This window comes from Acinetobacter venetianus RAG-1 = CIP 110063, from assembly GCF_000368585.1.
GTDB classification, from domain to species: domain Bacteria; phylum Pseudomonadota; class Gammaproteobacteria; order Pseudomonadales; family Moraxellaceae; genus Acinetobacter; species Acinetobacter venetianus.
Genome location: NZ_KB849558.1, coordinates 908,137 through 923,746, shown reverse-complemented (window position 1 = coordinate 923,746; position 15,610 = coordinate 908,137). Strand labels below are relative to the sequence as shown.

The following is a 15,610-nucleotide window of genomic DNA, read 5'->3' as shown; positions in this document are numbered from 1 at the left end:
TGTCATCGTGATTAAATCTCGTGCAGCCGTTGCTTTTGCCGCTGGTGAACCATTACAAATCGTAGAACTTGATGTTGAACCACCTAAAGCAGGTGAAGTCCTCATTAAGATTAGTCATACTGGTGTATGCCATACGGATGCTTTTACTTTATCTGGTGATGATCCAGAAGGTGTTTTTCCAGCTGTATTGGGACATGAAGGTGCAGGTGTCGTTGTGCAGGTCGGTGAAGGTGTAACCAGTGTTGCTGTTGGTGACCATGTGATTCCACTATATACGGCAGAGTGTAAAGAATGTTTATTCTGTAAATCAGGTAAAACTAACCTTTGTGTTGCTGTACGTGCAACTCAGGGTAAAGGTGTGATGCCTGATGGTACAACTCGCTTTTCTTATAATGGTCAACCGATCTATCACTACATGGGCTGTTCTACTTTTAGTGAATATACGGTTGTTGCTGAAGTATCTTTGGCCAAAATCAATCCAGAAGCCAATCACGAACAAGTGTGTTTGTTGGGCTGTGGTGTAACGACAGGTATTGGTGCCGTACACAACACAGCTAAAGTACAAGAGGGTGATAGTGTTGCTGTATTTGGTTTAGGCGGTATCGGTCTTGCAGTTGTGCAAGGTGCTCGTCAAGCCAAAGCGGGACGAATTATTGTGGTTGACACCAACCCTGAAAAGTTTGAACTTGCAAAACAATTTGGCGCAACAGATTGCTTAAATCCAAAAGATTATGATCAACCAATCCAACAAGTGATTGTTGAAATGACAGGTTGGGGCGTGGATCATTCATTTGAATGTATCGGAAATACCAACGTTATGCGTTCAGCTTTAGAATGTGCACATCGTGGTTGGGGGCAATCTGTGATTATCGGTGTTGCTGGTGCTGGCCAAGAAATATCAACACGTCCATTCCAGTTAGTGACTGGTCGTAAATGGATGGGTACAGCATTTGGTGGCGTTAAAGGGCGTACACAATTGCCAAAAATGGTTGAAGATGCAATGAAGGGTGAAATTCAACTTGAACCATTCGTAACGCATACTATGCCATTGGAAAATATCAATGAAGCATTTGACTTAATGCACGAAGGTAAATCGATTCGTACAGTTATTCATTTCTAAATCGTATTATTTAGAATAGATGATGCGCAATGTGTCATCTATTCTTTGGATTTAAATCAATGTCAAAACCTCGTTTAAAACTACATGTCCGAATATTGTCTAATGATGAGATTGCATTTGGTCCAGGTAAGGCTGAGTTATTAGAAGCAATTCAACGCACAGGTTCTATTTCTCAAGCAGCAAAGTCGATGAACATGAGTTATCGACGCGCATGGCAGCTTGTAGATACCATGAACCAATGTTTCGACTCAGCACTCGTTGAGACTCAAACGGGCGGAACGCATGGTGGTGGTGCAGTCGTAACTGAATTCGGTCAAACGATCTTAAAAAAATTTAGAATAATGGAGAATCAAGCTGCGCAAGCGATCCAACAGGATTTTGATGAATTGTCAGGTTTATTAAAACGAAAAGAATAATTCAGATATTGAAGATTTATAAAAATAATAATGCACAGTTTAGAAGCCAGTTTGCTTATGTCTTTTTAAATTGCTGAATTATGGAGCAAGTACAATTTATAGAAGCTCTTTTTCGTATCATCGCAAAGCAAAAATTTTTGATGAAAATTATGAAATAACGATAAATTATTATTTTTTATAACAAAAATAAGATTGGCATACTTTCTGCTTTATTAATTCAAACTTGTATACAAGATAGGATTCATAAAGTGCGTGAGATAAAAACTTTAGGCTGGACAGTTTCTGAATGGCAAACAGCTTATTTAAAAAAAGAAATCCAGTTAGATAACTTGAAAGAATTAGTGACGGCAATTGATCCACAACAAGATTGTGCGTGGATTTCAGTAGCGAGTACAGATTTAATTGAACAACAAATCCAAGCACTGAATGCTTTAACCAAAAATACAGAGAACCTACAAAAACAATTTCCATTGTATGGCGTCCCGTTTGCAGTTAAAGACAATATTGATGTTACAGGCTTTGTGACGACAGCAGCATGTAAAGCTTTGACTCAAATTGCAGACCAAGATGCTGAGACAGTTCGTTTGCTCAAACAAGCAGGTGCGATTGTGATTGGTAAAACCAACCTCGATCAATTTGCAACAGGGCTTGTTGGAACACGTTCTCCATTTGGGGCAGTGCCAAATACCTTTAAATCTGAATATGTGAGCGGTGGTTCAAGTTCAGGTTCAGCAAGTGTTGTTGCACGAGGCTTTGTTCCTTTTGCTTTAGGAACTGATACGGCTGGCTCTGGTCGTGTTCCAGCGGGATTTAACAACATTGTTGGATTGAAACCAACCAAAGGCCGTTTTTCTAATCGTGGTTTATTGCCAGCATGTAAAACACTAGATTGTATTTCGATCTTCGCATTGACTGTGAGCGATGCTGAGCTTGTCGCCAATGTTGTTGAGGCATACGATGCACTCGATAGCTATTCAAGAAAACATCCTAAAAATGTTCCAGCACGCTTTTCGAGCAAAATGAAATTTGCTGTGCCAGCACAACTTAACTTTTTTGGTGATATTCAAGCAGAAACTGCATTTCAAAAAACAATTCAACTGCTTGAATCACTGAATGCTGAAATCACAAGCATTGATTTCTCAGATTTTGAAAAACTTGCTGCTCAACTTTATCAAGGCTCATGGGTCGCGGAACGCACAGCAGCCGTTGAAGCCTTACTCAAAACCAATGCTAATGATTTTGATCCAACTGTTTTAGAAATCATTCAACAAGGTGAAAAATATACGGCGATCGATGCATACAATGCTGAATATTTAAAACAAGATCTGGCACGAAAAATTCAAGAAAAATTAGCTGAATTTGATGCCTTAATCGTACCAACAACACCGACGATTTATACCATTGAACAAGTTCAGCAGCATCCGATCGAGTACAACGCACATTTTGGAACGTATACCAACTTTACCAATCTTGCTGACTTAAGCGCATTGGCTTTACCCGCGGGCTTTAGAGCAGATCATTTACCCTTTGGCATTACCTTGATTGCACCTGCTTGGCACGATGCTGCGCTCGCGCATTTTGGTAAAGCTTGGCAAAACTATTTAGCGCTGAAATTAGGTGCTTTGGACAAAAGTGTACCGTCAAATAGCTCGACTGTTATTTCTCCACATCATATTCGCGTTGCCGTAGTAGGAGCACACCTCACAGGTATGCCACTGAATTTCCAACTCACCACGCGTGATGCAGTTCATGTGGAAACCACAAAAACCTCTAAGAATTATGCGCTTTACGCACTCAATGGAACGATTCCGCCTAAACCGGGCTTAGCACGTCAAGAAGATGGTCAAAGCATTATCGTTGAATTGTGGGATGTGCCAACAGCGCGTTTTGGCGAATTTGTAGCAGAAATTCCAACACCTTTAGGCATGGGAAATGTCGAACTAGAAGATGGTCGTTGGGTGAAAGGCTTTATCTGTGAGCCTTATGGCTTAGGTGATGCGGAGAATATTAGTCACTTTGGTGGTTGGAGAGCTTACATCCAGCACCGCAATAGCCAAACAGCAAATACAACACTTTAATTTTTTGGGGAATCATCATGTTTAAAACAGTACTTATTGCAAACCGTGGTGAAATTGCTGTGAGAGCAATTCGAACACTTAAAAAATTAGGCATTACCAGTGTTGCTGTATATTCAGACAGTGATCGTTATGCGCAGCATGTTGAAGATGCTGATATTGCTGTTCCTTTAGAGGGTTTGAAACCCGCTGATACCTATTTGTGTATTGAAAAGCTGATACACGCTGCGAAACAAACAGGCGCAGAAGCAATTTTTCCCGGCTATGGTTTCTTATCTGAAAGCGCTGATTTTTCACGCGCATGTGAAGAAAATAATATTGCTTTTATGGGGCCAACGGCGGAGCAAATTTTAGAGTTTGGGTTAAAGCATCGTGCGCGTGAGTTGGCGGCCGCTGCAAATGTGCCGATGACACCAGGAACAGGATTGCTGGATAGTTTGCAAGAGGCTTTGGCTGCGGCTGATCGAATTGGTTATCCGATCATGTTAAAAAGTACTGCTGGTGGTGGTGGTATTGGTTTAACACGTTGTGATACACCACAAGCATTAACTGATGCCTATGAAAGTGTAAAACGCTTAGGCGAGCAATTCTTTAAAGATGCGGGCGTATTTATTGAATGCTTTATTGATAAAGCGCGTCATGTCGAAGTCCAAATTTTCGGTGATGGTCAGGGTCAAGTGGTTGCATTTGGTGAGCGTGATTGTTCATTGCAACGACGTAACCAAAAAATAGTCGAAGAAACACCTGCTGCAAATCTACCAGAAGCCACCCGCAAAAAATTGCATCAGGCGGCGGTGGAACTCGGACAATCTGTAAACTACCGCAGCGCGGGTACAGTTGAGTTCATTTATGATGCCAAACGTGATGAATTCTATTTTCTGGAAGTAAATACACGTTTACAAGTTGAACACCCTGTGACTGAAATGGTGACAGGCTTAGATTTAATCGAATGCATGCTTAAAGTTGCTGCTGGCGATGAATTGGATTGGGCGACCTTAAGTCATATCCAACCCAAAGGTGCTGCAATCGAAGTTCGTGTTTATGCTGAAGATCCAGCGAAAAACTTCCAGCCAAGTCCGGGTGTTTTGACCGAAGTTGCATTCCCTGAAGATATTCGTGTTGATACATGGGTGAAAACAGGAACAGAAATATCGCAATATTTTGATCCGATGATCGCCAAAATTATTGTCCATGCAGATGATCGTGCAGCTGCAATTGAAAAGTTAAAAACAGTATTGGCTGAAACTCGCTTAAATGGCATCAGTACCAACTTAGATTATGCACGTGCCATTGTGTCGGATGAGCGTTTTGAAAGTATGCAAATCTGGACACGGATGCTCGATGATTTTAACTATGCACCGAATGTGATTGAAGTCGTACAAGCAGGTACTTTGAGTTCGATCCAAGATTATCCGGGTCGTACAGGATATTGGGATATTGGCGTGCCGCCATCAGGGCCAATGGATGATTATGCATTTCAGCTTGCCAATCGAATTGTAGGTAATGATGCAAAAGCCGCAGGTTTTGAATTTACACTTGTCGGGCCAACTTTAAAGTTTCACGCAAATACAACGATTGCACTCACGGGCGCAAGCTGTAAGGTATTGCTGGATGAAACTGAAATTGATTTTTGGCAACCCATTACAGTTAAAGCAGGCCAAACTTTAAAAATTGGACAAGTTGAATCTGGTTGTCGTACCTACTTAGCTGTACGTGATGGTTTAGATGTTCCATTGTATTTAGGTAGTCGTTCAACATTTGCACTGGGTAATTTTGGTGGTCATGCAGGACGTACGTTACGAGTAGGTGACATGATCAAGTTAGTTGATCCTGCATTCGCTAGTGTTGAGCTACCTGTTGCAATTGATACACCGCAAGCATTATCGACTGATTTAATTCCTGAATATGGCAATGAATGGGAAATCGGTGTTTTATATGGACCGCACGGCGCACCTGATTTCTTTAAACCTGAATATATAGAAGAATTTTTTGCATCTGAATGGACAGTACATTTTAACTCAAACCGTTTAGGTGTCCGTCTTTCTGGCCCTACACCAAGCTGGGCTCGGGAAAATGGCGGTGAGGCAGGTCTACATCCATCCAATGTGCATGACTGTGAATATGCCATTGGTGCGATCAACTTTACTGGGGATTTTCCAGTCATTTTGGCAAAAGATGGTCCAAGCTTAGGTGGTTTCGTTTGCCCAGTCACTATTGCTAAAGCAGAACTGTGGAAAGTTGGACAGCTCAAAGCAGATGATAAAATTCGTTTTTATCCGATGTCAGTTGAGCAAGCAAATGCGCTTGAGCTTAAACAAAAAGCCAATATTGAAAACTTTGCAAATGCTGAAAATGCTGCTGAAATTATTGAACCCACTGAAAATGTCAGTACAACCATTTTAGCGCAACGTGATGAAACAGACGTTTCTCCGAAAACCGTGTATCGCCAAGCAGGTGATAGTTATATCTTGCTTGAATATGGTGAAAATGTTCTAGATTTAGCATTGCGTTTACGGGTACATCAATTGATTCAAATGATTCGTGATGCAGATATTGCAGGGGTATTGGAACTGTCTCCGGGTGTGCGTTCACTACAAATCAAATATGATGGTCTCGTGATTCCACAAGCAGATTTAATTAGCAAACTTCTTCAGCTTGAAGCAGAAATGGGTGATTTGAGTAACCTTAAAATTCCATCTCGTATCGTACATTTACCTATGGCATTTGAAGATAGTGCGACATTGGGTGCTGTTGAACGTTATCAAGAAAGCGTATGTGCCAAAGCGCCTTGGTTGCCAAATAACGTCGATTTCATCCAACGCATTAATGGTTTAGCACATCGTGATGAAGTCAAAGATATTATCTTTGATGCCAATTATTTAATTTTGGGTTTAGGCGATGTGTATTTAACTGCACCATGTGCTGTACCAATCGATCCACGCCATCGTTTATTGAGCTCAAAATACAATCCTGCGCGTACTTTTACGGCTGAAGGCACTGTAGGTATTGGTGGGATGTACATGTGTATTTACGGTATGGACTCACCGGGTGGTTATCAATTGGTGGGACGTACTTTGCCAATTTGGAATAAGTTTAAGAAAAATAAACAGTTTGGTGACAAACAATGGTTTTTAAAATTCTTTGACCAAATTAAATATTTCCCAGTCACTGAGGATGAGTTGAATCAATGGCGTGCAGACTTTGAAAATGGTCGTGCTGAAATCAAAATTGAGGAGACTGAGTTTGATTATGCCGATTATGTAAAATTCTTGGAAAATGAAGCAGAGAGTATTGCGGCATTTAAAGAGAAGCAACAACACGCATTTACAACAGAAGTCAGTCGTTGGAAAGAAGAGTTTTCTACTCAAGCCGAGGAGCAAATAGAGCTTCCAAATGACGTGGACTATAGCCATCTTTCTTCACTTAATGCTTCTATGACAGGCAATATCTGGAAAATTTTTGTAGAAAGTGGGCAAGAGGTTAAAAAAGGTGAAACTGTTGCTATTATTGAAGCAATGAAAATGGAACTCCCTGTGTATGCTGAGGAAGATGGCATAGTGAAGGCAATTATTTGTCGCGCAGGGCAAACTGTTCACAGCGGTGAACCGTTGGTGTATATGGAATAGGTGCCAATGAAAGAGACAAAAATAACAACTAAAGGCTCAGACAGTTTGTCTGAGCTGGTTTACCAACGCATCAAGAATGATATCTTCGATTTCAAATTGATGCCCGGTGAACGCTTTACTGAGTCTGAAGTTGCAAAAGCCTACGATGTGAGTCGCACCCCAATCCGACAAGCATTGTATCGTTTGCAACAAGAAGGCTATGTTGATGTGAGTTTTCGCAGCGGTTGGCAAATCCGACCGCTGAATTTTCGTTATTACGAAGAGCTTTATGATGTGCGGATTGTGTTAGAAAAAGATGCCATTCGAAAACTTTGTTATATCGATCATCAAAACTCGGTTGAACTGTCTGTTTTAAAAGATTTTTGGATGGTTGAACCAAGCCAATATTTGAAAGATATCAAGCAACTTTCTCAGCAAGATGAAGATTTTCATTGTGCTTTAGTTCGTGCTTCTGGAAATAATGAAATGGCACGGATTCATCGAGACTTGAGTGAACGCATTCGTATCATTCGTCGCTTAGATTTTTCCAAAGATTATCGTGTTGAGGCAACTTATCAAGAGCATCAAAAAATTTTAGGTTTTATCTTTAATCGAAAAGTTGATGAAGCGATCAATGCAATTGAAGCGCACATCATGCAAAGTCGTGATGAAGTGAAAAAAATTACCTTGCAGATGTTAGATTCGAGTCAGTTTTATTAAACTTTTCGAATATTAAAAAAGATTTATTATCATGGAAACTGTTAGTTTTATGCCTAATTCTGCATAAAACTAACAGTTTCCATTGTTTTACTATTTAATAATAAAAATCAAATTCCAAATCATCAGATTACCTATGATGAATCAACAACAGCTTATTTCTTTATTCCTTAAACTGGTCCGTAAAGAAGGTTTCTTTGCCACAGCGATTGATGGTATTACGCTGATGCGCGTAGATCACAACACACCTCCAATTTCGGTATTGCAAGAACCAACGCTTGTTTTCGTTTTACAAGGTAAAAAGCGCGGATATATAGCAAAAGAAACTTATTCATTTGGACAAGGTGAATGCTTAATCGTATCTGTTTCAATGCCATTTGATTGTGACACGATTGCAAGTTCAGAACAGCCGATGATTGCTGTTAGCATGAAGTTAGATGCCGATACCGTGAATGAATTGCTTGCCAAAACTTATTTTGAGAATTATCAATTTACCCCACTCACAACTGGGATGAGTGTCATTCAATACGATGAAACAATTTCATCTGTGCTTTTGAGACTATTAAACACCTTAACTTCTGAACAAGACATATTAATTCTCGGAGATCAAATTAAGCGTGAGCTGTTATACCGAGTTATTCAACACTCTGGGGCAGATGCTTTAAAGGGGCTTGTTGTACAGGGAAATCTAAGGCCTATTTATAAGATTTGTGAATATATTCAACATCATTTTACTGAAAAATTGACAGTTGAAATGCTTGCTGAACAAGCAAATATGAGTACATCTGCCTTTCACAAAGCATTTAAACAAGTTACTCAACATTCACCATTACAATATTTAAAAGTTGTTCGGTTGCATAAGGCAAAACAATTGTTGCAAAACGCGGACCAAAGTGTTGCCCAAGCGGCTTATGCTGTTGGTTATCAAAGTTCTTCTCAATTTAGTCGAGAGTTTAAAAAGCAGTTTGGTTTTCCTCCTAATCAGGCTGAAGTAAATATAGATAAGGAATGAGTAAATCATGAATCAGAATAGTAGAGAACAAATGAAATATATCGAAATTACTGAAGCAGGCGGTCCTGAAGTTCTAAAAGTTGTACAGGGTGAGAAACCTGAGATTAAAGAAGATGAAGTATTAATTGAAGTTTATGCAACGGGTATAAATCGACCAGATATTTTACAGCGGCAAGGACTTTACCCAATGCCTAAAGGCGTAACTTTAATTCCCGGTTTAGAAGTTGCAGGTGTTATTGTCGAAGTTGGTTCGAAAGTAGAAAAATTTAAAGTCGGTGACAAAGTCTGTGCACTTACCAATGGCGGTGGTTATGCAGAATATTGTGCAGTACCCGCTAATCAAACCTTAACAATGCCCAAAAATTTAAGTTTTGTAGAAGCAGCCGCTATTCCAGAAACTTATTTTACAGTTTGGGCAAATTTATTTCAGATTGGTCATTTAAAAAAGAATGAAACAGTGCTTATTCATGGTGGAGCAAGTGGAATTGGCTCAACAGCAATTAGTCTATGCCATGCGATGGGTATTCAATCTTATTCTACAGTTGGACATGACGATAAAGTCGAAAAACTGGCCTCCATGTCAAATGTTATCAATTACAAAACCCAAGATTTTGAAAAGGAAGTTTTAGCATTAACTGATGGAAAAGGGGTTGATGTCATTCTCGATATCATTGGAGCAGCCTATTTCAATCAGAACTTGCGATTGTTAAAACGTGATGGTCGATTGGTCATTATTGGCTTTATGGGCGGTCGAAAAGTAGATGGTTTTGATATTCAAGAGTTAATGTTGAAACGAGCTGTCGTGACAGGATCGACCATGCGAGCCAGAACAAATGATGAAAAAGCAAAAATTACTCGAGAGCTTGAGCAATTTGTTTGGCCATTAATCGAAGCAGGGCAATGTAAACCAATTATTTATAAAACATTTGCTTTTGAAGACGTTGCTCATGCACATCAGTGCCTTGAGAGCAGCCAGCATATTGGTAAAGTGGTATTAGAACTTAAATCTTAGTTTATGCCTAATTATGTTCATTCCATGCCTGTTTATATTCAAAACTTGAGCATGGCGAAGCCTTTAAGCAGTATGTGTTTATTAAACAAAACATATGATGAGGAATCTCAAAATGACTACAAATTTAGATGATCGTAATCCAACTCCAGATCTTGCTGAAGATAATGCTTTTTTTCCATCTCCATATTCACTCAGTCAATATACTTCAGCCAAAACAGATTATGACGGCACAACTTATCCTACCCCATATAAAGGCGATAAAAAAATCTTAATGATTGCAACGGATGAACGTTATATCTTGATGCAAAATGAGAAATTCTTTTCAACAGGAAATCATCCTGTAGAAATGTTATTGCCAATGTTTCATCTAGATAACGCAGGTTTTGAATTTGATATTGCTACACTTTCTGGAAATCCTGTAAAACTAGAAATGTGGGCAATGCCAAATGAAGAGCAAGTTGTTTTGGATACTTATAAAAAGTATGAAAAGCAATTAAAAGCACCGCTTAAACTTGCTGATATTTTAGAAAATGCATTAAGTGTTGATTCGCCATATGCAGGCGTATTTATCCCCGGAGGTCATGGTGTACTGGCAAAAATACCACATAGCACAGAAGTAAAAGCGTTATTAAAGTGGGCAATGGATCATGATAAATATGTGATTACTTTGTGTCATGGTCCTGCATCTTTACTCGCCGCTGCTCTAGGTGAAGCACCAGAGGATTTTATCTTCAAAGATTATCAGGTTTGTGTATTCCCTGATGCTTTAGATAAAGGGGCAAACATTGATATTGGTTATATGCCAGGACAGCTTCCTTGGTTAGTTGGTGAAAACCTTGAAAAGTTAGGCGTCGAGATTTTGAATAAAGGGATTACAGGTCAGGTACATAAAGATCGAAAGCTTTTAACGGGAGATAGTCCGCTAGCGTCCAATAATTTAGGTAAGCTTGCTGCAACAACGTTATTGGCTGATCCAAATCTTTAATGAATACTACATAGTAAAAAGCTCAACTTAGTGTTGGGCTTTTACTATTTTAGAGATTAACAAAAATTTAGATTTCCGTAACAGTTTGGAGCAAAATTTTGCCCATTTAATTGTAGGTCTACTAAATTCATTTGTAATGGTGGGGCTGTAGATAAATCAACATTCCCTAAGTTTACATCGAGGCCAGTACCAGTCAACACACCTAATAAATCATTAGTAGTTGCTGGATTTTGTTGTAAATAAGTTGATGCCCTAGCTGCAAACTGTCCTAAAAGAGGTTCAATGCTTAGTCTATTTGTTGGCTCAACTCTACCAATATTTACAGGATCTTGAAATGCAAGCCACCATCCAGGTTGAGTAATATTATCTGCAGCTGAACCAGGCCAAAGAATATTGATTGCTTGTAAGCTCAATGACGCAGCAGAGTTAATTTCTAATCTATGAATAAAACCAAGTGACTCTTGAAGGTTTACAGTAGCTGTAGCGCCACCAACTGTACCAGTCATACTAATATTGGAAAATTCCCGACCATTCGGAGCAATAATACATGTAGGTAGAATGGTGGTATTTTCACAGCTTGTAATATAAGCATTTACTGGGTTACCTGCTGTATAAACACCTGTTGTCGTCCCATTTGAGTTTGAGGTCGTTCTACCTCCTGAGGGATAATTACTTCCTGAGCCTAAATAAATAGTAGGTATATCTACAGAGGCAGATAAACTGACAGCTTTTTGTCTATTTCCTACAACAACAATTTGCTGAGTTTCAAAAGGTAAATTATTCATTTCAGGTATATTAAAACCACCTCCATTGGTTCTAAAACCTGCATTTGCAAGACCCAAAGCAACTAAGTTTCCATCAATTTGATATTTTGATAGATCCATATATTGAGCAGCAGTATTCGCATAACCTTTGACTTTACTTTGTTCTTCTGCTGTTGTTCCAATTCCAGATTGAACTTTCATATATCCTGAAAATGAATTTATTCCATTTGCTTGAGCAGAGTTCTGTGTTCCTAGTGTTAATAAACCTAATACTTTTTCTGCACTTAGTCTTAACCCAACAACTTCCCGAGTAGATGAAGTATTTGGGTTTCTTATTGCAAATTCAATGAAAGGGTTTGTTATTTTTGCACTAGAACTCGCACGCTCAGTACTTGTTTCCGCTACACCACTTAAGCTCAAATAATCAATGTCAATATCACAACCAATACCATTAACGCCCCCACAACCTAGTTGCAATCTTCTAATATTTGCATTTAAGTCAATATCAGCTTCCATACCTAGTTTATAAAAACCAATATTTTGATTACCATTTAATCTTTTTGCTTCTAAATTATTAGAGTCATTTGGCGAAATATAAGAAAGAGTTAATAACGATTGACCAGTAACATTTGATAATTGTGCGTCATCCATGATTTGTAATGAGTTAGCTTGGACTAATGTTGAATTTAATAAAAGTAAAAAAAAAGCTGATTTCGAAGGAATCCTTGGTAAATACATTATAATTTCCCTATATTGCTATCCATTAGCTAAAAATTTAATTATTTGACGTGATGTTATTTATCTAAAATAGACTAATTATTATACATGTCAACAAAAATATACCATTTGATACATTTCGGATTAATGGGGGAAATAATTTTTCGAATGAAATAAAAAAAGCATGTTTGTAGAGATGTAGAACTATTAAGTTAATAATATTAAAAAGATTATTACTCTAAATACAGTGGGCCATTTTCACTATATAAAAAGGCCAGTTCATTTTAACTGACCTTTTTTAATAATAAATTTATGGTAGGTATTAGAAAAAACCTGCTGGTTTAGTTGAATAACTTACTAAAAGATTTTTAGTTTGTTGATAATGATCTAACATCATACGATGGTTTTCACGACCAATACCTGACTTTTTGTATCCACCAAAAGCTGCATGTGCTGGATAAATGTGATAGCAGTTAGTCCAAACACGACCAGCTTCAATTGCACGGCCTGCACGATATGAAATATGTGCTGAACGTGACCAGACACCTGCACCTAAACCATAAATGGTTTCATTTGCGATTTTGATCGCTTCGTCAAAGTCTTTAAATGTTGTTACTGAAAGTACTGGTCCGAAAATTTCCTCTTGGAAAATTTGCATGCTGTTGTGGCCTTTAAAGACAGTTGGTTCAATATAAAAACCTTCACCTACTTCTTGACGAGCACTACCACCCGTGAGAACTTCTGCACCTTCTTCACGACCAGTGCTGATACAACGCAAGATTTTCTCTTGTTGCTCTAAAGATGCTTGAGCACCAATCATAGTTTCAGTATCTAAAGGATGGCCTAATTTAATACGTTTAACACGTTCGATGGCTTTTTCTAAAAACTTATCTGCGATACTTTCTTGAACAAGTGCACGAGAAGGACAAGTACATACTTCACCTTGGTTTAAGGCAAACATTGCAAAACCTTCAAGTGCTTTATCAAGATAGTCATCGTCTTGATCCATCACATCTTCAAAGAATAAGTTTGGAGACTTACCACCAAGCTCTAATGTAACAGGGATAATATTTTCAGTTGCATACTGCATAATTAATTGGCCAACTTGTGTTGAACCAGTAAAGGCAATTTTTGCAATACGTGGGTTTGTTGCTAGTGGGCGGCCAACTTCTGCACCAAAACCATTGACTACGTTAAGTACACCAGCAGGTAGAATGTCTTGGATCAGTTCAAGTACTAATAAAATACCAACAGGAGTTTGTTCAGCAGGTTTTAATACCACACAGTTGCCTGCTGCTAGTGCAGGTGCAAGTTTCCATGCCGCCATGAGGATAGGGAAGTTCCAAGGAATGATTTGCCCCACCACACCTAAAGGCTCATGGAAATGGTATGCAATTGTATCTTCATCAATTTCAGAGATTCCGCCTTCTTGTGCACGAATACATCCTGCAAAATAACGGAAGTGATCGATTGCCAGTGGAATATCAGCTGCCAAAGTTTCACGAACTGGTTTACCGTTGTCCCAAGTTTCTGCGACAGCAAGAAATTCCAAGTTTTGTTCCATACGATCAGCAATTTTTAATAAAATATTTGAACGTGTAGTTGGAGAGCTTTTATTCCATTCAGCTTTCGCTTTATGTGCCGCATCGAGAGCAAGTTCAATGTCTTCAACTGAAGAACGCGGGATTTTTGTAAACACTTTGCCATCGACAGGTGAAACATTATCGAAGTATTCTCCTCTTACAGGAGCTACCCATTGACCGCCAATAAAGTTTTCATATTGAGCTTTAAACTGGACTTTAGAGCCAGCTTGATTAGGATCGATGTAACGCATATTAGATTCCTTTGCTTATAATTGATCTTAAATATCTACAGCTTTGGTATAAGGTACTTTTGTACGCTATTTCATTAGGATATAAATGAGAAGGTTGGAGAAAGGTTGGAAATCAGGGTCATGAGTGAGGGATACACAAATGTTTACAAAACAAGACCTGCTACAACAACGTAAGTCAGTAGATCAGCTAAAACGACAAAATAGTTTATCGCCGCAAAATGCTGAAAAACTTGGACAAAGTATTGCTAGCTCATGGCAGAGATCAGCTTCGTCTGCTATTCCTAAAGAGCGTTTAGCCGCACCTTTGTTGAGCCAAAATAGTAAAAATAAAACCAGTTTAGATATGGCTTTAGAAAGTTGCTCAAATGAACTGAGCCATATTGCTGATCAATCTTCAATGGTGATTGCGGTTGGTGATGTTGGTAGTACGATTATTTGGACAGCTTCGAGTTCACAAATGCAAAGCGCAGCTGAAAAAGTTCATTTCATTGCTGGCGGACAATGGGCTGAAGATGTTGTAGGGACAAATGCATTGGCATTGTCACTGAAAACACAACAATCTAGCTGTGTATTTTCCAATGAGCATTATATGGAATCTGTGCATGATTGGGTATGTTATGCAGCGCCAATCATTGATCCATATTCCAAACAAGTGCTTGGTGTGGTTGATTTATCTACGACTTGGAAAAAGCATAACACTTTGGGCATGTTAGCCGCTGAGCGTTGTGCATCAATTATTCAAACGGCTTTGATTGAGCAACAACGTCAACGTTTATATATTCGTGCGTTTGCTACGCCACAAATTATTTTTAATCAAAAATCGTTAGTTTTAACCCCACGTCAAGTCGAGATTTTGGTCATCCTTGCATTATGTCCAAATGGATTGAATCTTGAGAATCTTCATCAAGCTTTATATGGCGAACGCAAGGTGAGTATTGGTACTTTAAAAGCTGAAATGTCGCAATTAAGAGATATTTTAGGGGGAATGTTAGGTTCTCGACCATATCGATTATTGGCAGATGTTGAAGCAGATTTTTTATCGGCAGAACAAGCACTGGACTCAGGCTATGTGGCATCAGCTTTGCAATTGTATAAAGGTGTTTTCCTTTCAAAAACTGAAAGCCCATTTTTATGCGCATGGCGAGATTGTTTGGAGTCTCGTTTAAGTGATGCAATTTTTAAGACCAAAGAAACTGATCTTTTACTGAAGCATGTTGCACATTTCCCAGAAGCAATTGATGCTGTAGAACGTTTGATGGAACTATTGCCAGAAGATCATCCAGCCCATTTATCTCTGAATAAATTTAAAGATATTTACTAGAATCAGTTCGTGAAAATTTGATATGTAAAAGC

11 protein-coding genes are annotated in these 15,610 nt (G+C 38.8%); 9 read left to right on the top strand and 2 right to left on the bottom strand.

Annotation, left to right across the window (positions count from 1 at the left end; genetic code table 11):
- Window positions 1–10: 10 nt before the first annotated feature.
- The 8 genes from F959_RS09870 to hchA all read left to right on the top strand — a co-directional run bounded on the left by F959_RS09870 (window position 11) and on the right by hchA (window position 10,942).
- Window positions 11–1,120 (top strand): S-(hydroxymethyl)glutathione dehydrogenase/class III alcohol dehydrogenase, encoded by a 1,110-nt coding sequence (locus F959_RS09870; protein ID WP_026094101.1) that lies wholly within the window; start codon window positions 11–13, stop codon window positions 1,118–1,120.
- A 59-nt stretch (window positions 1,121–1,179) separates the two neighbouring features.
- Window positions 1,180–1,536 carry a winged helix-turn-helix domain-containing protein gene (locus F959_RS09865; RefSeq protein ID WP_004879704.1) on the top strand — a complete coding sequence of 119 codons (357 nt, stop codon included), beginning with the start codon at window positions 1,180–1,182 and terminating at the stop codon, window positions 1,534–1,536.
- 248 nt (window positions 1,537–1,784) lie between these two features.
- On the top strand, window positions 1,785–3,614 hold the full coding sequence (gene atzF / locus F959_RS09860; RefSeq protein ID WP_004879702.1) for an allophanate hydrolase: 1,830 nt from the start codon (window positions 1,785–1,787) through the stop codon (window positions 3,612–3,614).
- A 17-nt stretch (window positions 3,615–3,631) separates the two neighbouring features.
- The gene (gene uca, locus F959_RS09855) at window positions 3,632–7,237 is read left to right on the top strand and encodes an urea carboxylase (protein WP_004879700.1); all 3,606 of its coding nucleotides are present in this window, start codon (window positions 3,632–3,634) and stop codon (window positions 7,235–7,237) included.
- A 6-nt stretch (window positions 7,238–7,243) separates the two neighbouring features.
- Entirely contained in the window at window positions 7,244–7,936 is a 693-nt protein-coding gene (locus tag F959_RS16655; RefSeq protein ID WP_004879699.1) for a GntR family transcriptional regulator, read from the top strand.
- Window positions 7,937–8,069: 133 nt separating this feature from the next.
- Complete coding sequence (locus tag F959_RS09845; protein ID WP_004879696.1) at window positions 8,070–8,945, top strand: AraC family transcriptional regulator; 876 nt, start codon at window positions 8,070–8,072, stop codon at window positions 8,943–8,945.
- Between the two features lie 7 nt (window positions 8,946–8,952).
- On the top strand, window positions 8,953–9,957 hold the full coding sequence (locus tag F959_RS09840) for an NAD(P)H-quinone oxidoreductase (RefSeq protein ID WP_004879693.1): 1,005 nt from the start codon (window positions 8,953–8,955) through the stop codon (window positions 9,955–9,957).
- 112 nt (window positions 9,958–10,069) lie between these two features.
- Entirely contained in the window at window positions 10,070–10,942 is an 873-nt protein-coding gene (hchA, locus tag F959_RS09835) for a glyoxalase III HchA (RefSeq protein ID WP_004879690.1), read from the top strand.
- 56 nt (window positions 10,943–10,998) lie between these two features.
- Here the strand turns inward: hchA and F959_RS09830 are convergent, their stop codons facing one another.
- Together F959_RS09830 and exaC are read right to left on the bottom strand one after the other, a co-directional pair.
- Window positions 10,999–12,444, bottom strand: a complete 1,446-nt coding sequence (locus F959_RS09830; protein WP_004879688.1) for a hypothetical protein — start codon at window positions 12,442–12,444, stop codon at window positions 10,999–11,001.
- Window positions 12,445–12,745: 301 nt separating this feature from the next.
- The gene (gene exaC, locus F959_RS09825) at window positions 12,746–14,257 is read right to left on the bottom strand and encodes an acetaldehyde dehydrogenase ExaC (protein WP_004879686.1); all 1,512 of its coding nucleotides are present in this window, start codon (window positions 14,255–14,257) and stop codon (window positions 12,746–12,748) included.
- 139 nt (window positions 14,258–14,396) lie between these two features.
- Here exaC and F959_RS09820 point away from each other — a divergent pair, with 139 nt between their 5' ends.
- A complete protein-coding gene (locus tag F959_RS09820) occupies window positions 14,397–15,578 on the top strand; it encodes a hypothetical protein (RefSeq protein WP_004879685.1) in 1,182 nt (393 codons plus the stop codon).
- Window positions 15,579–15,610: the final 32 nt, after the last annotated feature.